The sequence below is a fragment of the Candidatus Palauibacter sp. genome (assembly GCF_965213655.1).
Classification (GTDB): domain Bacteria; phylum Gemmatimonadota; class Gemmatimonadetes; order Palauibacterales; family Palauibacteraceae; genus Palauibacter.
Window position 1 is genome coordinate 1300038 of sequence record NZ_CBDBZT010000003.1, and the last position, 18718, is coordinate 1318755.

17 protein-coding genes are annotated in these 18718 nt (G+C 67.7%); 8 read left to right on the forward strand and 9 right to left on the reverse strand.

Translation table 11 applies throughout. The annotated features are described in order from the left end of the window. Nucleotides 1-2: 2 nt before the first annotated feature. A complete protein-coding gene (locus ACOOGH_RS08040; protein WP_420448422.1) occupies nucleotides 3-1607 on the reverse strand; it encodes a hypothetical protein in 1605 nt (534 codons plus the stop codon). A 72-nt stretch (nucleotides 1608-1679) separates the two neighbouring features. Next, nucleotides 1680-3071, reverse strand: a complete 1392-nt coding sequence (locus ACOOGH_RS08045; RefSeq protein WP_420448423.1) for a hypothetical protein — start codon at nucleotides 3069-3071, stop codon at nucleotides 1680-1682. Nucleotides 3072-3257: 186 nt separating this feature from the next. Between ACOOGH_RS08045 and ACOOGH_RS08050 the strand changes: the two genes are divergently transcribed. Beyond that, nucleotides 3258-4577: an NAD(P)/FAD-dependent oxidoreductase gene (locus ACOOGH_RS08050; protein ID WP_420448424.1), complete on the forward strand. Its 1320-nt coding sequence runs from the start codon at nucleotides 3258-3260 to the stop codon at nucleotides 4575-4577. A 30-nt stretch (nucleotides 4578-4607) separates the two neighbouring features. On the opposite strand, the gene ACOOGH_RS08055 is transcribed toward ACOOGH_RS08050, so the two are convergent. Continuing rightward, nucleotides 4608-5951, reverse strand: a complete 1344-nt coding sequence (locus ACOOGH_RS08055) for a 3-keto-disaccharide hydrolase (RefSeq protein WP_420448425.1) — start codon at nucleotides 5949-5951, stop codon at nucleotides 4608-4610. Further along, entirely contained in the window at nucleotides 5951-7345 is a 1395-nt protein-coding gene (locus tag ACOOGH_RS08060; protein ID WP_420448426.1) for a Gfo/Idh/MocA family protein, read from the reverse strand. The genes ACOOGH_RS08055 and ACOOGH_RS08060 overlap by 1 nt, the downstream gene beginning before the upstream one ends. Nucleotides 7346-7459: 114 nt before the next feature. Between ACOOGH_RS08060 and ACOOGH_RS08065 the strand changes: the two genes are divergently transcribed. After that, a complete protein-coding gene (locus ACOOGH_RS08065; RefSeq protein ID WP_420448427.1) occupies nucleotides 7460-8065 on the forward strand; it encodes a peptidylprolyl isomerase in 606 nt (201 codons plus the stop codon). 23 nt (nucleotides 8066-8088) lie between these two features. On the opposite strand, the gene ACOOGH_RS08070 is transcribed toward ACOOGH_RS08065, so the two are convergent. Further along, nucleotides 8089-9366, reverse strand: a complete 1278-nt coding sequence (locus ACOOGH_RS08070; RefSeq protein WP_420448428.1) for a M28 family metallopeptidase — start codon at nucleotides 9364-9366, stop codon at nucleotides 8089-8091. Nucleotides 9367-9458: 92 nt separating this feature from the next. Here ACOOGH_RS08070 and ACOOGH_RS08075 point away from each other — a divergent pair, with 92 nt between their 5' ends. Genes ACOOGH_RS08075 through ACOOGH_RS08090 form a run of 4 tightly spaced genes read left to right on the forward strand, consistent with a single transcriptional unit; the run spans nucleotide 9459 to nucleotide 12141 of the window. Next, the gene (locus tag ACOOGH_RS08075; protein ID WP_420448429.1) at nucleotides 9459-10559 is read left to right on the forward strand and encodes an alpha/beta fold hydrolase; all 1101 of its coding nucleotides are present in this window, start codon (nucleotides 9459-9461) and stop codon (nucleotides 10557-10559) included. 35 nt (nucleotides 10560-10594) lie between these two features. Then, entirely contained in the window at nucleotides 10595-11074 is a 480-nt protein-coding gene (locus ACOOGH_RS08080; RefSeq protein ID WP_420448430.1) for a hypothetical protein, read from the forward strand. 12 nt (nucleotides 11075-11086) lie between these two features. Then, nucleotides 11087-11641 carry a DUF6644 family protein gene (locus ACOOGH_RS08085; RefSeq protein WP_420448431.1) on the forward strand — a complete coding sequence of 185 codons (555 nt, stop codon included), beginning with the start codon at nucleotides 11087-11089 and terminating at the stop codon, nucleotides 11639-11641. Further along, nucleotides 11641-12141, forward strand: coding sequence for a DUF6644 family protein (locus tag ACOOGH_RS08090; protein WP_420448432.1), 501 nt, complete (start codon nucleotides 11641-11643; stop codon nucleotides 12139-12141). Before ACOOGH_RS08085 ends, ACOOGH_RS08090 begins: the two co-directional genes overlap by 1 nt. A gap of 9 nt (nucleotides 12142-12150) precedes the next feature. On the opposite strand, the gene ACOOGH_RS08095 is transcribed toward ACOOGH_RS08090, so the two are convergent. The 4 genes from ACOOGH_RS08095 to ACOOGH_RS08110 all read right to left on the reverse strand — a co-directional run bounded on the left by ACOOGH_RS08095 (nucleotide 12151) and on the right by ACOOGH_RS08110 (nucleotide 16552). Next, nucleotides 12151-13647 (reverse strand): hypothetical protein, encoded by a 1497-nt coding sequence (locus tag ACOOGH_RS08095; protein ID WP_420448433.1) that lies wholly within the window; start codon nucleotides 13645-13647, stop codon nucleotides 12151-12153. 290 nt (nucleotides 13648-13937) lie between these two features. Then, nucleotides 13938-14456: a DUF6152 family protein gene (locus tag ACOOGH_RS08100; protein WP_420448434.1), complete on the reverse strand. Its 519-nt coding sequence runs from the start codon at nucleotides 14454-14456 to the stop codon at nucleotides 13938-13940. 115 nt (nucleotides 14457-14571) lie between these two features. After that, nucleotides 14572-15675, reverse strand: coding sequence for a hypothetical protein (locus ACOOGH_RS08105; protein ID WP_420448435.1), 1104 nt, complete (start codon nucleotides 15673-15675; stop codon nucleotides 14572-14574). A gap of 19 nt (nucleotides 15676-15694) precedes the next feature. Continuing rightward, the gene (locus ACOOGH_RS08110) at nucleotides 15695-16552 is read right to left on the reverse strand and encodes a hypothetical protein (protein ID WP_420448436.1); all 858 of its coding nucleotides are present in this window, start codon (nucleotides 16550-16552) and stop codon (nucleotides 15695-15697) included. Nucleotides 16553-16751: 199 nt separating this feature from the next. On the opposite strand from ACOOGH_RS08110, the gene ACOOGH_RS08115 reads away from it, so the two are divergent. Together ACOOGH_RS08115 and ACOOGH_RS08120 are read left to right on the forward strand one after the other, a co-directional pair. Next, nucleotides 16752-17861, forward strand: a complete 1110-nt coding sequence (locus tag ACOOGH_RS08115; RefSeq protein WP_420448437.1) for a peptidyl-alpha-hydroxyglycine alpha-amidating lyase family protein — start codon at nucleotides 16752-16754, stop codon at nucleotides 17859-17861. Nucleotides 17862-17899: 38 nt separating this feature from the next. Continuing rightward, nucleotides 17900-18649 carry a hypothetical protein gene (locus ACOOGH_RS08120; RefSeq protein WP_420448438.1) on the forward strand — a complete coding sequence of 250 codons (750 nt, stop codon included), beginning with the start codon at nucleotides 17900-17902 and terminating at the stop codon, nucleotides 18647-18649. Nucleotides 18650-18718: the final 69 nt, after the last annotated feature.

Sequence of the window (18718 nt, forward strand, 5' to 3'; positions counted from 1 at the left end):
GACTACCGTTCCCGGCGCTCGCCGGGGTCGCGGCCGTCCCCGGACCCCGATTCGCCTTCGCCGGAGGACTCGGCCTCGGCCGCGGCGTCGGGGTGGGCCCACTCTGCGTCGGCGAAGTAGCTCATGTCGCCGTTGGCGGGGATGACCATGCACAGCGGACACCCCACGACGTGGTCGTTGGGTCCAAGCGCGAGGCGGTGCCGGCGCATCGCCATCTCCTCCACGAACTGTTCGTCCGACATCTCCACCCGCATGCCGAGATCGATGAACATGTTCGCCACCGAACGGTTCCCCGAGCCTTGCCAGTTGCGGGTGTCGGGCACGTTCCGGTTCGCCTCGGAGGTGTCCATGTAGCCGATGATGTGGAGGACCGTCCCCTTCGGGAGGAGCGGCTGGTGGTCCTGCGCGTAGGTGTAGCCGCGCACCCAGTTGTGATCGTAGCCGACGCAGTTCAGCGTCTCGACGTTGAAGCCCCAGATCGCCTCGAGGCACATGCGCATGCCGGGGGCGTGAAGGTGCGGCTCGAAGGTCACGAGCTTCGTGTGCTGGTCCAGCACCTTGTAGGCGTGCAGTTCCTGCCCCGCCACGCCGGGCCGGATGTCGATGTCGCTTCCGTTTCCGAGTCCGAGGATCGTCCGCCTGTATTTCGGCTCGTAATCCGGCGGATGGAAGCGGAACCCAATCTCCAGGTGGGCCTTCGTATCGCGCCCGTTGGAATGGAGGTGGACGGAGTTCGAGACCACCGATGAGCCCGCCCGCAGGAGCCGGCCCGCTTCTTCGTCGAAGATGTCGGGTTCGCGGCCGACCTCGTGCACGGGCCAGCCGGTGTCCGAGGAGGCGCGGCGCGAGCCGGGGCCCGTCTCCTGGCCCTCGATGACGCGCGTGCTCCAGATCATGTGGTGCACGACGAAGCGGCCGCCGACCGTATGCCGTCCCCCGTGTTCCCCATCTCGCCGCTGGGGCACGTCGTTTACCTCGCGGATTTCGACGGACTTCACCCAGCGGTCCTCGGTCAGGCCGGTGGGGATGCTCTCGATGTCGCCCCACCAGTCCGGGGCATCTCCCTTCACGAGAACTTCGGGCAGCCGCACGATTAGATCCGGTTCGCCCGCGGACCACAGGATGTCGTCATCGAACACGAGCGGCGGCGGGAGGTCCGCCGGGTCGCCCTTAGGGGTGCCGGCCCGCCGCCAGGCGTCGAGCGCCTCGATCTCCCACTCGTCGAGCGACATGTCGTCCTTGAAGTGCTGGATGCCGATGTCCTTCTCGACGTACCAAGGGGGCATGGCCCCGGCCCGGTCCCGGATCTGCGTGCGGCGGGCGATCATGCTCGCATACGGCTGCACGTCCTCGTACGTGACCAGCGCCATGGGGGCGACACCGTTGTCCCGGTGACAGCGGACGCAGGCCCGCTGCAGAATCGGCGCGATATCGCGACTGAAGGTGACCTCGGCGCCATCGTCGCCCGGCGCATCTGCCTGGACGTGGCGCGCCGTCGCAACGGATTCGCCGTTCTGTCCCGCCAGGCCGGCGGCGGAGAGCAGCACGAGGGCCGGCAGAACGGAACATCTCCGGACGAAAGAAAGGGTCCGTGTCGCGTGCGGCATCACATGGCTCCTTGAGAAGGGATGCTCTCGCAAGAGGTTACTCAAAGGGCAAACGTTGGGTCAAACGCCGCGCTAACGATCGCCGCTGGCGGCGCCTGGAGCTGGCGACCCCAGCTCCAGGCGAACGGTCTCCGGCAGCCGCTTCAGGATGACCGTCGGGACATCGAACTCGTCGGTCTCGACGAAGGCGACGAGGCCTCCGGGCCCGAACGCGTCGGGCATGCTCGTTTCCTCCAGCGACAAGGTGCCCACGTACTCACCCTCCGGGGTCAGGACATCGATCCAGCCCGCGACAGCAACCTCCCCCTCCGGGCTTCCGCCCGAGACTTCGATCTGCGCATCGATCTGCGCCAGGGGATCGCTTCCCCAGCGCTGGACCCAGATCGTCCCCTCCCAGGTCGTCCGAAGATCCCGCACGAGGGGCACTTCCGGCATGAAACCCGCGTTCGCCACGGCGTCGCGCATGCCGGCCATCATCTCCTCCATCATGGCCGACACCTGCGCGCGAAATTCCGGCGGAAGATCGTCAAGCGACTGGCCGTTTGCCTCTCCCGTAGCCGAGGACTCCATGGCTTCGATCATCCGAGCCCGGGCACGCTCTCGCAGTTGTTCCGTGACGAGCTCGGGTTGGAGGGGGCGGCTCACGACGCGCGCCGGAGCACCGGGTGCCGACTGGATCTTGACCGCGTATGCGGAGGAATCCGAATACGCCAGGCGACCGCCGGGGAGGACATCGAACACGAGGTCGGGCACGAACGCGGCGAACGCGTCGCCCAGAGCGCCGAACATATCCGACGGATCGGCAGCCTCCATCCTGATTTCTCGCTCCGGACTCACCTCCCACGCCTCTGCGAACGGCACCGCGACGGCCTCGTCCGCCTCGGTGAGCGACACGCGGTAGATGGTGCGGTCACCCGTATCGACGGACATTTCCCCACCGCTGTAGCTGGCGGCCGGACTGCGGGTCAGGAACAGCGTTTCCCCTTCCCGGGCGGAGCGCACGGTCTCCGCGGAAGCGGTCTCGGAGGCGCCCTGGATCGCGAAGCGGATCGCGCGCTCGAACGACCCATCGGGGCCGAACAGGAGATACGAGCGGTGGCCATCGTCGACGATGACGACCCCGCCCTCGGGCCGCGCCACCATGTGCCCCACCTCGCGAAGCTCGCCCGGGCCGTCGCCCATGCGCCCGAACTCCGCCGCCAAGGCGCCGACGCCGTCCACGACCACGATGCGGGTGGAGGACCCCGTTTCGTCGCGGATGTAGAGCCGGCCGGCGGCATCGAAGTCCAGGTCCACGATCTCAGTGAAAGCTTCCCAGCCCTCCGCCGCGATCCCACCGATCCGGTACACCTCCTCGAAATCGGCCGTGAGCGGACGGTCCTCGCTCGCCGGCGCGGACCCTCCCCCGGTTTCGCCGCCGCAGGCAGCCAGCAGCGTCACGAACAAAGCGCAATGGAATTTCATGAGCTAACCCCCCGTTTCGCTGGAACTTGCAGAGTCTACACGGCGGAGGTGCCGCCAGCGAACGCTGCCGTGTGCTATCCTCTGTTTGCATCGTCGATAGCAGTACACCGGAGCCCGCACCGTGACGCTCACCGTTGGAGCTCGCCTCTGATGGCCAATGCCACAGGTCCGAAACTCCCTATCGGAATGTCCGCGCACTACGTCATCGTCGGCGCCGGTATCCACGGCCTTTCCACGGCATGGCATCTCGCGCGGGAACTGAGGGCGTCCGGCCGCGGGGACGGGCGCGACATCCTGATCATCGACAAGACGGGTGTCGGCGCCGGTGCATCCGGGATCGCGTGCGGAGTGATCCGCAACAACTACTTCCAGCCGGCCATGCGGGAGTTGATGGCCCATTCGGTGAGCATCTGGGAGAGCGATCCGGCCGGGTTCTCCTACCATCCCGTGGGCTATCTGCAGATCAGCCATGAAGCCATGCGGGACGATGTCGCCTCGATCCATGATCAGCAGAAGGCGATCGGCTACAGATCGACATTCGTCGAGGGCGCCGGAGCATCGCGCACCTACCTGCGGAGCATCTTCGACGATTGGCGGGCCGAGAACATCACGAGCGTGCTGCACGAGGGCCAGGGCGGATACGCGAACAACCTGGCATCGCTCGAAGGTCTGCGGTCGCGGACGGAGGCCGAGGGCGTCCGCCTCGTGCCCGGGGCGACCCAGGAAGATTTCGTGCGCGACGCCTCCGGCGCGGTCACGGCGGTCGTCACCGACCGCGGGCGCATCGCCTGCGAACAGGTCGTGGTGGCCACCGGTCCCTGGGTCCGACGGCAGTGGGCCATGCTCGATCTGCCCGCGGTGACGCGCGTACTCGGTCCCGACGGCACGCATCACGAGGCGGCGACCTGGACCTACTGGGCCCTCCAGGAAGGGACGCTGAGGGTCGACCCCGGCTTCCTGGTCGACAACGACGGCAACATGCCGCCGGTCGTGCACGTCGACACCGACGCGCCCCTGTGCGACGAACGTGGCCTCGTGACCGACGAGCCGTGGGGCCTCTACTACAAGCCCGACTTCCACTTCGGCGGTGTGCAGGGCGGCTGCGTGCCCGACAGGGTCGAGAGACCTGCGTCGGACGTGGCGGTCGACCCCTACGGACCGGCGTCTCCAGACTTCTCGGTCGGGAACGAATTCCACCGCACCTTCGCCGCGGCCCTCGCCTTCTGCCAGAAACGCTTCGAGGGTAAGGCTTCTCTGATGAGCAGAGAGCCCTCGGGAGGCATCGGCTGCTTCACGCCCGACAGCTTCCCCGTGTTCGACACCTTCGCCGACAACGTCTACTTCATCGCCGACTCCAACCACGGCTACAAGATGATCGGAGTGGGGGCGTTGGTGGCGCGGGAGTTGATGGGACGGCGGCAGGCGCTGCTGGAACCATTTCGCTACAGCCGGTATGCCGAAGGCCGGCTCCACCCGGTCAGCAATTCACCCTTCCCTTGGAGCTGACGGGGTCCGGTGGAAACTCCCGGGCGCTGTTCAGCCGCCCAGGTCGACGAGGCGGAGGTTGCGCCAGCGGACCCTGATGCCGCCGCCATCGTGGATTTGAAGTGCGACCGAGCCCTCGGCCGCGCCAATCTGCTCGTCCTCGAAGTCCACCATCTTCGTGCCGTTCAGCCAGGTGGCGACGCGGTCGCCATCAGCGCGGATCCGCATCGTGTTCCACTCGCCCATCCGTAGCGCGCCGTCGAGTTCCGGATCGGGCTGCACGAGCCAGCCGCGGCCGTACGACTCGTAGATCCCGCCAGTGAACAGGCCCGGGGGCGCGACCTCGGCCTGCCAGCCGCTGACGGTCGTCCCTTCCACGCTCGAGCGCACGAACACGCCGCTGTTCCCGTCGGCCTCCTGCATGAACTCGACGGTGAGGTCGAAGTCGCGGTACGTCTGCTCGGTCACCAGGTAACCGTACTCCGCGTCCGGGCCGCTCTCGCACACGAGTTCCCCACCCTCTTCCCCCTCCTCCACGTACCAGCGCTCCGTCCCGTGGACGCGCCAGCCATCGAGAGTCTCGCCGTTGAAGAGGGAGACGGGCTCAAGGGGTAGGATGCGGATGCTGCGGTACCAGACGTTCCGCCCGTGGTCCTGCAGGCCGATCGGCCCTGACTCGGCCCGTCCGTAGCGGGGATAGGGGGCAAACTTGCTCGCTGCCACCAGCGCTTCCCACTCGGGCGAACCCAGTTCGTACTCGACCGTCTTCTCCCCGTTCAGCCAGTGCTCGACGAGGTTGTTCTGGATCCGGATCCGGCCCTCGTTCCACTCACCGGGCCCGTGCAGGGTCGTTTCGCCCGCCGCGTGCAGGTCGTAGTTGTCGCCGGTCAGGTGCGTGTGCATGTCCATCGTGCCCATCTCGACGTACGCCGGGTCGTCGAGCACCTGGTACTCGGGCGCGTTGTACCAGATCGCCGCGTCCTCCTCCTCGATCACGCGGTAGAGGACCCCGCTGTTCGCCACCTCCGAAAGCATGAACTCGAACCTGAGGTCGAAGTCGGAGAACGATTCGGTGGTCACGATGTCCCCGCCCACCGCCACGTCGGGGTCGGTGGCGGTCGCGCCCACCACGAGCGCGCCATCGACCACGGCCCAGCCGGTGTCGGGGAAAGCCTCGCGGTTGTAACCGCGCCAGCCGGCGGTCGTCTCCCCGTCGAAGAGGAGGCGCCAGCCGGCCTCTCGTTCGGCGTCCGTCAGCGTGTTGGGCGGCGTCTCCGCTGGGTCCGTCGAGGCGTCCGGGGCAATCTCCGGGGCTTCGGCGCACGCGAGCCCCAGAGCCCCGACGAGCAGAGGAGCGAATCCCGTCGCGCGTCGCGTCCTTCGCGGGGCGCGCATCAGACGAGCTTCATGGCGTCGGGGTCCCAGCGCACGATGCGGTCCTCGAAGTAGGAGAGGTTGCAGGCGAGCGCCGGTGCGGCCGCGCGGAGCCCGAACGCCGCGTCCTCCCGCACGGGCGGGCCGCCTCGGATCGCCTCGCACCAGTTGAAGAAGTGGTCGACGTGGGCCCCGCGATACCCGCGCTCGACCTCGTACCGAGCCTCGGCCGGCGGGCGCATCCGGACCCGCGGCGGGAGCCCGTCCGCCGACGCCGCGGCCTCGGCCATCTTCTCCTGGGAGAAGGCGTCCATTGGATCGACGGCGACGTTCTTGCGCAGGATGACCTCGGTCCAGGTCACGTCCATCGCCCCCTCGCTCCCCACGAGCCGGAGGAAGGTGCTGCCGGACGTCCCGTCCACGAAGTTCACGCGCAACGAGAGGTTGAAGCCGGGGTGCGTCTCGGTCTCCGGGTAGTCGAACACGCCGAGCAGGACGTCCGGCACCTCGCGCCCATCCTTCCAGTAGCGGAGGCCTCCCGCGGCCTGGACGCGGCTGGGGCCGCGGGAACTCACGACGAAGTGGAGGCTCGAGAAGAGGTGCACGAAGAGATCGCCCGCCACGCCGGTCCCGTAGTCGCGGTAGTTGCGCCAGCGGAAGATCCGCAGCGGGTCGTACGGCCGGTCCGGCGCGGGCCCGAGAAAGCCCTTCCAGTCGACCGTTTCCTCGGAGGCACCCGCCGGGATGGGATACTGCCACGCGCCGATGGGGTCGTTGCGGGCCCAGAAACCCTCGGCGTAGTTGAGTTCGCCGATGGCCCCTTCCTCGTACAGTTCCTTCGCCTTCTCGTTGCCGAGCGAACTCATCCCCTGGCTTCCGACCTGGAAGACGGACCCGGACTCCTGCTCGGCGCGGATCAGGTCGTGCCCCTCCTCGATCCGGTGGACCATCGGCTTCTCGCAGTAGACGGCCTTGCCGGCGCGCAGCGCGTCGACCGAGATCGGCTGGTGCCAGTGGTCGGGCGTGCCCACGATGACGGCGTCCACATCGTCGCGGGCGAGGACTTCTCGGTAGTCGCGGGTCGTGAAGATGTCCCCGTGGCGCTCGCGGGCGGCCTCGAGGCGTCCGTCGAACACGTCGCATGCGGCTACGAGTTCGACGCCGGGGATGCGGAGCGCGGTCTGGACGTCGGCCATGCCCATGCCCCCAGCGCCGATGATGCCGAGCCCGATGCGGTCGGAGGGAGCGACCCGACGCTCCCGGGCACGGGCCATCGTCCGGCGGATCGCCGAATCCGACGCGGCCAGGCGCGATGGCACGCCGGCCGCGAGCAGCGAGCCGGCCGCTACGGATTTGACGAATTTCCGCCGGCTACCGGCGGTGGGGGACGTGGGACCAGGCTTCGTTTCGCTCATCACTGTCGCTCACGCTGGGAGTGCATTCAGGCCGCCGGTTCGCGGGCAGGGTCGCCCCGGGCGGGCCCGAAAACGTAAGGTTGTGCCGATAAGGTCAGCAAAGGAGGGGCAAGCGTGCGAACTCGATGCGTGCCAACCGCGATTCTTCTGGCGCTCGGGCTCGGGTCCGGCGGCTGCCGCACCAACCCGCCCCCGGCGGAGGACTCTGTCCGGGTCGTCGTCGAGACGGAGATGGGCGCGTTCGAACTGGAGATCTACGTCGATCGGGCTCCTGTCACCGCGGCCAACTTCCTCCGCTATGTCGACGGCGGATTCTACGACGACGGCACTTTCTTCCGGACCGTGCACGCGAACAACCAGCCCGAGGACTCCATCCGCATCGCCGTCGTCCAGGGCGGACGGAATCCGGAATCGGAGATCGAATCCTTCCCTCCCATCGCGCTGGAACGCACCTCCGAGACGGGGATCCTGCACGAGGACGCGACAGTCTCCATGGCGCGCGGCGGTCCCGACACCGCAACCCAGAGCTTTTTCATCTGCATCGGCGACCAGCCGTCGCTCGACTTCGGCGGCATGCGGAACCCCGACGGGCAGGGCTTCGCTGCCTTCGGGCGCGTGGTGGCGGGCATGGACGTGGTGCGGACCATCCACCAGTCACCGTACGAGGCGCAACAACTGACCCCGCCCGTGCGGATCGTGAGGGCCTATCGCAAGGAGTGACCGGGCCTCGGCCACAGGCGCGGTCAGTTGTCGAGCCTGGCGCTGGTCAATTGGGCGAGCGCGGCCAGCGTCGTCTGAGCCGCGTTGAGGCCGAGCCGGAAGTCGTCGTCCGTGTACGTGGTCCAGACGTCCGTCGGCTGGTGCCAGTTGGGGTCCCACCCGGCGCCGACCTGCGCGCCCCGCTCGTTCTCGCGCAGGCTGATCGCCGGCACGATGTCCATGAACGGCGTGGAATCGGTGTTCGTCATATGGGGACCGACCGCCGCCGGATAGTCGGTCGCGTAGTTCTCGTTCGCGGCCTTGAAGAAGAAGGCGAGCTTCATCGAGTCGTCCGCCCGCTCGGAGTTGGACTGGAACTCGATGTTGACGTCCGCCTCGGGCCGCTGGTCCCGGCTCACCAGGCCGTCGGGGCCGGGGGCGCCGTGATCCCACAGCATCATGTCATGCTGGATCATCCCCAGCCAGCGCGGCTCGGGGAATTGGCCGGAACCGGGCGGATCCTCGACTCCTTGCATTTCCTGGCGCTGGGCGACGTAGGCGCGGGCGCCGTTGAGGCCGGTCTCCTCGTTGTTCCAGAGGACGAAACGGATCGAGCGCTCCGTCTGCACGTCGGGCGCGCTGAAGATCCGCGCGAGTTCCATCACGAGGGCGGTGCCGGAGCCGTCGTCGTTCACGGCCTCGTTCACGCCGTGGCCGTCCATGTGGGCGCCGATGATGTACATCTCGTCCGGGCGCGTCGTCCCCACCTTCGTGCAGTAGACCTGGGACCGGTCGCCGTCGACAGGCTCCTCGCGGTTGAGTTCGCGGATGCGCTCGTCGGGCTGGGCCATGAGGTCGCGATTCACGCCGGTCCGTCCCCGGTAGCCGAAGATCGTGCTTCCGCCCGAACCGGGACCGCGCCGCCCCACGCGCCCGCCCGTGGCCGTCGTGAGGTCTCCCTCGTTCGGCCCGGGCCGGCGGCGGGCCGCACCACCGCGTGGCGGCGTGCGGCGGGGGCCCGCGTCGGGTGGGGGCGGGGGCGGATAGTTGTAGAAGATCCGCTCCGTGTTCGTGCATCCGACCCCCTGCAGCTGCGCCTCGATCCAATCCACGGCGTCCCGGTTGCGCTGCGTTCCCTGGCGTCGGTCGCCGAACCGGGTCAGCCCCTTGAGCGTCGTCTTGTAGTCGTCGAGCGTCAGCCGGGCGACGAGGGTCGCGACCGGATCCTCCGCTTCGCCGGCGGGCGCTTGCGCCTGGAGCGCCGGTGCGAGGATTCCGAGTGAAAGCGCGACGGCCGCGAGGGTGAATGAGCGTGTACGCATGAACCACCTTCCGGGAATGAGGGGACAGCCCGTGTCGCGCACCGTAGGTTCGTGCGCGGGGGAACCGCAACCATTCGGAAAGGAGGCCTCCCATGCCGATTGCCCGCCCCGCCGGAATCCGTCCACCGCATCACGCCAACGGCGCGGGACAGGGCCGCCCGCTCCTCGTCGCGGCGGCGCTCCTGACGCCCGCCGGATCCGTCTCGGCACAGACCGAGCCGCCCGCGGAGCCCCCGGCCGACTGGGAGACCACCGCCATCGACTACAGCAACGTCCCCTATCCGCACCCTGTGTCCTACCTCGATGTGGAGGTCTACGGGAACGACTACCGGCTCGCGTACATGGACGTGGCTCCGGCCGGCCCCACGAATAGCCAGACCGTCGTCCTCTTTCACGGGATGAACTTTTTCGCGGCAGGGTTCCGGCCCACGATCGAGGCGCTGCGGAACGAGGGATTCCGGGTGATCGCGATCGACCGGCTGGGCTTCGGGCGCTCATCCAAACCCATCATCCACTACAACCTCCACATTCCGGCTCGGAACGCGAAGCGGCTGCTCGACGCGCTGGGGATCGAGCGCGCGGCGATCGTCGGGCATTCGATGGGTGGGATGGTGGCGACCCGTTTCGCTTCGACGTATCCCGAGACGACGACCCACGTCGCCATGGTGAACCAGATCGGGCTCACCGACTCCCGCCCCGGCCGGGGATGGACCGACGCCGACGAGACGTACGATTCGGTGCTCAACGGGACGACGTATCAATCGATCCTGCGCGGACACATGCGCTATTACCCGAACGGCTGGCGGCCGGAGTACCTCGAGTGGGTGAAGGTCCAGTACGGCCTCACGCTGAGCGGAGACTGGCCACGCATGGCGCGGGTGCGGGCGGCGCAGCGCGCGATTCTGTACGAGGACCCCGTGGTGTACGAGTGGCAGCACATCGCGACGAAGGCGCTCGTCATCGGCGGCGCGGAGGATCGCCTCGTGGCCGACTATCCGGCCCGCGCGCGCCACGTTGCCGGGGAACTGCAGAACGCCGAACTCGTGCTCTTCCCCACGGTCGGACACTCGCCGCAGTTCGAGATCCCGGCGCGCTTCCACGCGGAGTTGATCCGGTTCCTGCGCTCCGACCCGGCCGAGCCCGCCGATCAGTCGTGGCGGGACACGGACGTGGGCCGCACGCCCGGTTCATAGCGCGGGCGCGGGCGGCGCAAATAGGTTCCCCGGCCATGAAGAACTCGAAGCTGCCACCCCTCGCCCTCTGGTTCGCCGCCGGATGCACCGGGGAGGCATCGGAACGGCCCATCCCCGTCGCCGACGTGCAGGAACTGATGGTCTCCGTCATGGAACCGGCTGCGGAGACGTACTGGGATGGCGTGGGCGAGATCCTCACGGAGGAGGGCGTGCACCAGTTCCGGCCTCTCGCCGAGGAGGACTGGACCTCGCTGCGCAACGCCGCCTTCGTTCTCGCTGAATCCGGTAATTTGCTGATGATGGACGGCCGCGCGCGCGACCGCGGCGACTGGATGGCCCACTCGCAGGCAATGGTGGAGACGGGCCGCCTGGCGCTGGACGCCGTCGACCGGCGAAACGCCGACGCCGTGTTCGACGCCGGCGCGGAGGTCTACTACGCCTGCCGTGACTGCCATGCCCGGTACGCTGCGGAAACGCTCAGGCCGAGCGATCCGCACAGCGGAAACGAGCGTTAGCCCCGCCGGCCCATGGAACGACTTCTCGAGTGGCTGGGGAGCACCCCCTGGAGCATCGCCCTTCTGGAATCCACGCTCGCGTGGCCGCTCATCGAATCCTCTCACGTGCTGGCCGTGGCCCTCTTCTTCGGCACGGTGATGATGAACGACCTCCGGCTTATGGGCTGGACGATGCGGCGCGTGCCCGTCTCGGAGGTCACCGGGCGCCTGCTCCCGTGGACCCGGATCGGCTTCACGATCATGGTCATTACGGGATTTCTCATCTTCTACTCGAACCCGGTCCGCTACTACCACAACATCTTCTTCAGGCTGAAGGTGATCCTGTTCGTAGTGGCAGGCCTGAACGCTTTCCTCTTCCACCGGGGAATCCATCGCCGCGTCGTGGAGTGGGAACGCCTGCCCGTTCTGCCGGGGCAGGCGCGGGCGGCGGGCGCGATCTCACTCACGGCGTGGGCGCTAATCATCGTGGCGGGCCGTCTCATCGCCTATAACTGGTTCGACTGTGACATCCCCGGGCAGCCGGGCTGGGTCAACTGGGCGGCGGGTTGTCCCGTGGCGGGCGATTGATGGGAGGCCGCCAGTCCGCGCCGGAAGCGTGGCTCCCTTTCTTCGAATGGCTGGAGAACACGGCCATCGGGACGGCCGTGCGCGAATCGATCTGGGCGTTCCCGATCATCGAGGCGGTCCACCTGCTGGGGCTGGGGCTGCTGGGCGGGGCGCTGCTGCTCGCGGACCTCCGGTTGTGGGGTACGGGGCTCACGCGGCAGCCGATCACGAGCGTCGTGCGGCAAGCGCATCCCTGGCTCGTGGCGGGAGTGGCGCTGATGTTCCTCACCGGAATTCCGCTGTTTCTGTCCGAAGCGGTGAAGTGCTACTACAACACGTCCTTCTGGGTGAAGATGATTTCGCTGCCGGTCGCGCTGTCGTTCACCTTCGGAGCCCGGAAGTGGGTAGTGTCCGCAGCCCCGGGTCGAGCGAACTGGCGCACGCGGCTCATCGCCTTCATTTCTCTGGGTCTCTGGTTCACCGTCGCCGCCGCCGGACGCTGGATCGGTTTCTCGGGCTGAAGGGCCGCCTCAGCGCCTGTCCGGGGGATCCACTCGAATCAATACATCGTTGTAACCGCGGATCGTCTCGGCCTGAACCCACGCGGCCATGTCCCTGACGGGCAAAGCGAAGTCCTCGGCCACCGACATGTCCACGACCCACCCGAAATCAGCCAGCGCACCCAGCGTGATGGCGGAAACGGCGTTCAGCTCCTCTCCCGGGCAGTTGCCGCGCGTCATGATCTCGCCGCACACCACACTGCGCCAATGCCCGCCCAGGTCGCCATCTTCGGCGGGATCGTTCGTCAGCGGCACCTTCCCGCCGGAGTAACCGCTCCCGCCAGCGGCATCGAACGCGGCAACGGCGTTCGGTCCCGGGAAATGGGTATCGCGTCTCGTCGCCCCGCTCGGGGGGTTCACAATCCGCACGTCACCGAACCACCAGTACGTACCGATGCCGAACACATGGCCCAACTCGTGCAGCATCACTTCGTATGAGAAGTTGTTCGGGACGCGGCCGAACGGCGCGGCGTATGGGCGCTCCTCGGGGTAGTAGATTCCGCCAGAGGAGAAGTAGAACCCGGCACCTCCCCCTCGGTCCACGAGGGTCCCTCGCGGTCCGCCGCACGCGTAGCCCGCGCAGTCGGCCCCGTCGAACACCAAGATCGTGAAATCCGCGGGGCTGGTGTTGTCCTTCAATGCGGTTTCGTAGAACGCTGCCGCGTGATCAAACAGCAGTCTGGCGCACCGCGACCAATCGTCCGGTTCGTCGTACACCAGCTTAATCCGAAACCCCGTAGAGGCGCGGTCGTAGACGGGGCGGCGCTCCAACTCCGGGGGGTAGCAGTCATCGACCGCCGTCAGTATCCGCCCCGTGCGCATCTCGAACGCGGACGACAGCGCCCGGTAGTGCAGGTACCGTCGCCCTCGCCTGACCGCCGTGATCTCCAGCTCACCGTTGTCGTTCTGCGTGACGTCGAGGATCGCCGGACCCGGGTCATCGTCTTCCGGGGTCTCGTCTACATGGAATTCGTAGGAGATGTCGGCGCGCGCGCGCGAGGTAAACCAGTCGAGCGGCGTGGACACACGCGCCCCCACTTCGTCCAGGGTGATGCCTTCAGGCATCGTCCGTGGAGCCGCGGCGGTGTCCAGCGCGGTGGGGAGAATCACTACGAGGCTGTCCGCTACGCCCCCCAACCTTGCGATAGCCGTGAGAATCTGCGCCTCGGCGGGGGTTCCCAGATCAAAGATGGTCCAGTACTGGTGGCTCTCCCGCTGAAGCCAGATCTGTCTCAGGCTGTCGCCGACGAGCGTGCGATACGTGACCGCATCCGTGCCCGTCGAGAACCTTACTGTCGGTTCCACGCTGGTAACGCGGGTTCCGTCTCCCTGCCTGGCCGTGACGCGGATTGCCGGGGAACCGAGACCGGGACGGATAATCAAGGTGTCCCTGCTCTCCCACTCGTTGAAGTCCAACTCGACGTCACTCAGGTAGTCCGTGATGATCTTCCGTGTCTCGATGACCACGCTTGCCGCGATGGGCGGCGGTGGGGGCGGCGGCGGCGCTGCGGGAAAAGGGGGCCGGGACCATCGTATCGCCGCCTTCGCAGGCGGCCAGAAGTACGACAACCCCGGCGCTGATCCGGCGTAACTTCTTCACCTTGAGCCAGGCCTTTCGGTCGGCGTCCTTGGCTCCGGCGCGATAGATTGATGTGGAAGCCATGCCGGAGAACTATATGGATGGCGGACTGTCGAAGGCGCAAGAGCAACCGCCTTCGAGGGCGAGAGAGGAGTGGATCGGGACCGGAGCCCGGGTGCTAGTCGTGCTCCTCGAGGATGCTGTGGCTTGTGACCTCCACGATCTCGCCTTCCCAGCCCGGGGGCGGCTGGCAGGGATTGGCGTCGTAGGCGGGGTCGTTCGGCCTCGGCGCGCCGCCGGGAGGGGCGCCCGCGCCTGAGGAGCCCATGAAGAACTTGGTGCCGTCGGTGAAGGTGACGTCGCGCCCGTTGGCCCGCTTGAGGGAGTGGTCCTTCGCCTGGTAGCCGTCGACGATCAGCTCCGTGCCCGGGGCCAGACAGTCCCGCTTGAGGCCGCGGCGCAGGAGCGTGTTGGGCGTGCCGCCCTCGACCATCCAGACCTCGGATCCCGCATCGCTCTCGACCTCGAGGTGAATCCACGTATGCGGGTTCACCCACTCGAGCCGAACGACGGCGCCCTGGAGCCGGATGGGGGCGTTCCGGTCGAACTCGGCGCCGAAGGCGTGGTGCGCGATCAAGGGCGCGGCCGCCGCCAGCGCGACCCCGCCCGCCAGGAGATAAGGAGGTAGCTTCCGCATCGGTCTCACCCGTGTCTGATCCAACGATCCGGCACCAACGACGCCGGGTCTGATGTCGTCCTGGTCAACGTAACAGCCCCGCCTGAACCTCCGCGACCGGCTCCTCGAGGAATCATTATCCGCCCGAGGCTCCTGCCGCTGCGCGCTCCTGGGCGCGGGCGCCGCTGAGGACGTTGGAGAGGGCGTAGTTCCCTTCGTGGCAGGCGTATTCGTAGATCTGGCCGCCGAGTCGCGTGAAGGGCACTTCCCCGCCCCAGCTGTCCGTGAACGTGTCGGCGTCCTCGACGGTGAACTCGTAGTTGATCGTGTGCTCGTCAGCCCGCGTGAAGCGCTCCGTCACCGTCATCTTCTCCGAGCCGGGGCCGAAGAGGTAGACGTAGGCCGCCATCTGGTCCGGGTTCAGCTTCGTCGTCCGCACGACGAGCGTGTCGCCCTCCCAGCGACCCCATGATTCGCCGAACCACGGGCGGACGGCGCCGGATATCGGCTTCGGCTCGCCCATGCGAATGATGCGGACATCGTGCACCATCTCGGTCAGAATCATGATGTGATCGGGCGTCTGGACGATCGTGTAGTTGTTGTTGTAGAAGTAGTTTGGCAGCATCGGCGGGCCCGCGTTGGAGCCGAAGGAGAGGATGCAGCGCTCGCCGATGGGTCGGTTCTCGGGGTTGTCGAACGCTCCGCCGAACCGCCCGTAGGCCTGGAGACGGCGCCGCTGGCCCTCCGCGGTGAGTTCGGGGATGCGACCGTCTTCGGGATAGGTGAGGAGAGAGCTGCGGGGTTCGCCGTTGTACACGGCGACGCGGTCTCCGGCATCGATCCAGAAATAGTTGTAGCCGCCCACGCCGCCGGCCGCGCCCGTGGACCCGTCACCTCCCACCGGGGGCGCTTCGCGGTCTGGGTCGCTCGGCGCGTTCCGTTCGTCGATGTGCTCCTGGCGACGCCCCTCGCGGATCGCGACTTGTTCCGCCGTGAGCACGAGTCCCTCGCCCTCGGGGCGCTGGAGCGGCGTCATGGTGCCGTTCGTCCACTCACCCTGCAGATCGGGATGCCCCTCCGGGGTTCGCGGCACCTCCCACGCGTCCCCGGTTCCCGACACGTTCCCGCTTCCCGGGGGATCGTCGCCGGTTTCGGCGCAGGCGACTGCTCCGAGGCCGGCTCCCATCAGCAGCGCGGCGCGGAATCCTCGCGGGCGTTGTCGACGATTCGCAGATCTCATCGGTGCGGACGGGCCTCGGTTATCGGATCGGGTTCTTCCGGAGGTGTCCGTACATCAGTTCCTCCACGAAGGGGACGCACTTGAACTGCCCCAGCCGTGCGTCCGGGTCGACGTTGCGGTACAGGGGCAGGCGAATCGTCCACGGCTCCGAGAACGTCTCCGGGTCCTCCATGGTGGCCTCGTACATGAGATGGTCGGACCCCAGCATCGTCCAGCGCTCGGTGACCACGAGCCGGTAGCTGTGGTGGTTACCGGCGCGGTCGAACCAGGTCTGCCCGTTGAACCCGTTCACGGTGACGACGAAAGTGTCCTCTTCCCAGTGGCCCACCGACTGGCCCATCCACGAATCCACCTGGGGCGGACCGGGATCCTCCAGGTAGATGTCCCGGACGGCGCCGGCGTACTCGTACGCGATGAAGAACTTCGACTCGCTCTGGAAGATCTGGAACGGGAAGTGCATGTAGTTCGCACGCGGGACGCCGGGCAGATAGCAGCGGATCTCGGGGTCGCGCTCGAGCCAGCGTTCGCGGTTCTCGTCACGGCGCTCGAGGGCCTCGGGCAGATACGGAATGCTCCCGCCGACCACGATCCCCTGCCCCGACGGCACGGAGCCCACGGCCCCGAGCGCCACGACCTCGGTGGCGGGGACGGGCACGACGGGGCCGTCCTGCATGGCGAGCGCCGGGCGGGCCATGTGCGGCTCGATGTCCCAATACGCGTTGCCCAGCGCGGTCCAGATGCCGTTGAAGTCGGGCCGGCCGGAGGGGGTCCGCGGGATGCCGTCATCGGGCGCGCAGGCGCCGGCCGCACCGAGCAGCAGCGCTAAGATCCCGACGTGCGCGCGGCGCGCCCCATGGACGCTTCCTCTTTCGCGCAAGGATCCGCGTGTTCCAGAGTCGCTCGCCATGGGCATCGGCCTCCGAGGTTCGTTCCCGGGTTCGTGTTCCGTGTGAACGGATCGAAACTGCGACCCGGCTCATTGTCTGGCCAGATCGGGGCCCGGGAGTCACATTCAACATTGGCCGGGCGGCGCGGGGCGGTGCGGGTTGCGCAACACTGAACGGTACGGAGGAGCCATGCTGAACCTGCGCGTAGCGAGACTGGCGCGCGTCCCCCTGGCGGCGGCGCTGATCGGGATCACGGCCTGTGCGGGAGAAGAGGCCGCCGAGATGGAGACGGCGGAGGTCGCGGATCCAGCGGCCGCGGGCCTCCCGAACCCGACCCCCAATGTCATCAAGGACTGGGTCCAGCTCCCGGACGGACGCGAGTGGGGCTCCACGGCGGGCATCGACATCGATCCCATCGACGGTCACATCTGGGCCTACGACCGCTGCGGCGGCATCGCGCTCGCCGGCGGGTGCGCGGAGAACATCGTCGACCCCGTGTTCAAGTTCCACCGCGAGACGGGCGAGATCCTGGCCAGCTTCGGCGCCGACCTTTTCGTGCTCCCGCACGGGATCCACGTGGATGCGGACGGGAACGTCTGGATCACGGACTCCCAGGGAACTGAGGACAAGGGGCACACCGTCGTGAAGTTCTCGCCCGAGGGCGAAGTCCTCATGACGCTCGGGGAGGACGGCATGCGCAACAGCGAGCCCGGCACCTTCTTCAACGAGCCGTGCGACGTGATCACGGCCCCCGACGGATCGATCTTCGTGTCCGATGGGCACAGCGGGCAGAACGCGAATCCAGCCGAAGGCTCCACCGGCCGCATCATCAAGTTCTCGCCGGATGGCGAGTACATCATGGAATGGGGCGTGATCGGCGACGGCCCGGGCGAGTTCCGGACCCCGCACGCGCTCGAATTCGACTCGCAGGGCCGCCTCTTCGTCGCGGACCGCGGAAACCACCGCGTCCAGATCTTCGACCAGGAGGGGAACCTGCTCGACACGCATTATCAGTACGGTCGGGTCAGCGGGCTCTTCATCGACGACGAGGACAACGTGTACGCGATCGACTCGGAGTCGAACCCCAACCAGCACTCCGACTGGCTGACGGGCGTCCGTATCGGCCACGCGTCGGAGGACCGCGTGACGGCGTTCATTCCGCCGCACGAGTCCGATGACCCACAGGGCGAGGCCGGCGAAGGCGTGGCGGTGGACGCGGACGGCAACGTCTACGCCGCCGAGGGACCGAACTCGCGAGCCGCGGCGGAGGGCGGGATCACCAAGTACACGCGCAACTGATGCGCACCGATGCAGGGCTGCTGCAGGAGAGAGATGCGATGAGACGAATTGGCACGGGGATCGTCACGGCCGCGCTGGCACTGGCCCTTGCGGGGCCCGCCGCGGTCGCACAGGAACTCAACGAAGTGTGCCCCGACTCGCCGGACATGACCGGCGCGCTGTGGGGACTCGTCTCGGACCCCGACACGCAGATGGGGCTGCCCAGCGCTACCGTCGTCGCCAGTTGGGAGCAGGATGGCGAGTCGGGACAGATGGAGGGGCAGACCGCGCTCGACGGCAGCTACACGCTGTGCTACGTGCCGCTCGGCGTCGAGATATCGGTTCAGCCGCTCTTCATGGGCTCGGGGGGGTCCGCCACCACGGCCAATCTCACCGAGGAGATCACCCGCCTGGACCTCGTGTTCTCGCTCTCGGGCGTCGGCGGGGGCGGCGGAGGCGACGACGAACGCATCTGGGCCTGCTTCGGCGGCACGACCGACAACCAGGTCAACCTCCAGAATACACGTCTCCTCCGCTGCGACCCCGGCTGGCAGGGGATCGACCGTTGTCCGAAGGAGGCCGAGTACGGCCAGGTTCAGGCGACTATGACGGGCGGCGGACTGTCAGCGGACGAGGAGGAGCGGGGTGATGAAATAGCCGGGAGCGCGGAGTTCCGCGAAGCCCTCGAGAAGATCATCGCCGACACCAGGCGGCTGGGGGCAAACGCAATAATCAATGCCCGGTTGAACCGGAACTCGCTCAGCGCCGAAGCGGTCACGATCTCGGTCGATCCCGCCAGCTGTCTCTGACCGGAGGGCGTCGGCGGGGGCTCCGATCGGGTGAGCCCGCGCCGATGCCTGTCCAGCCGTGTCGGCGAG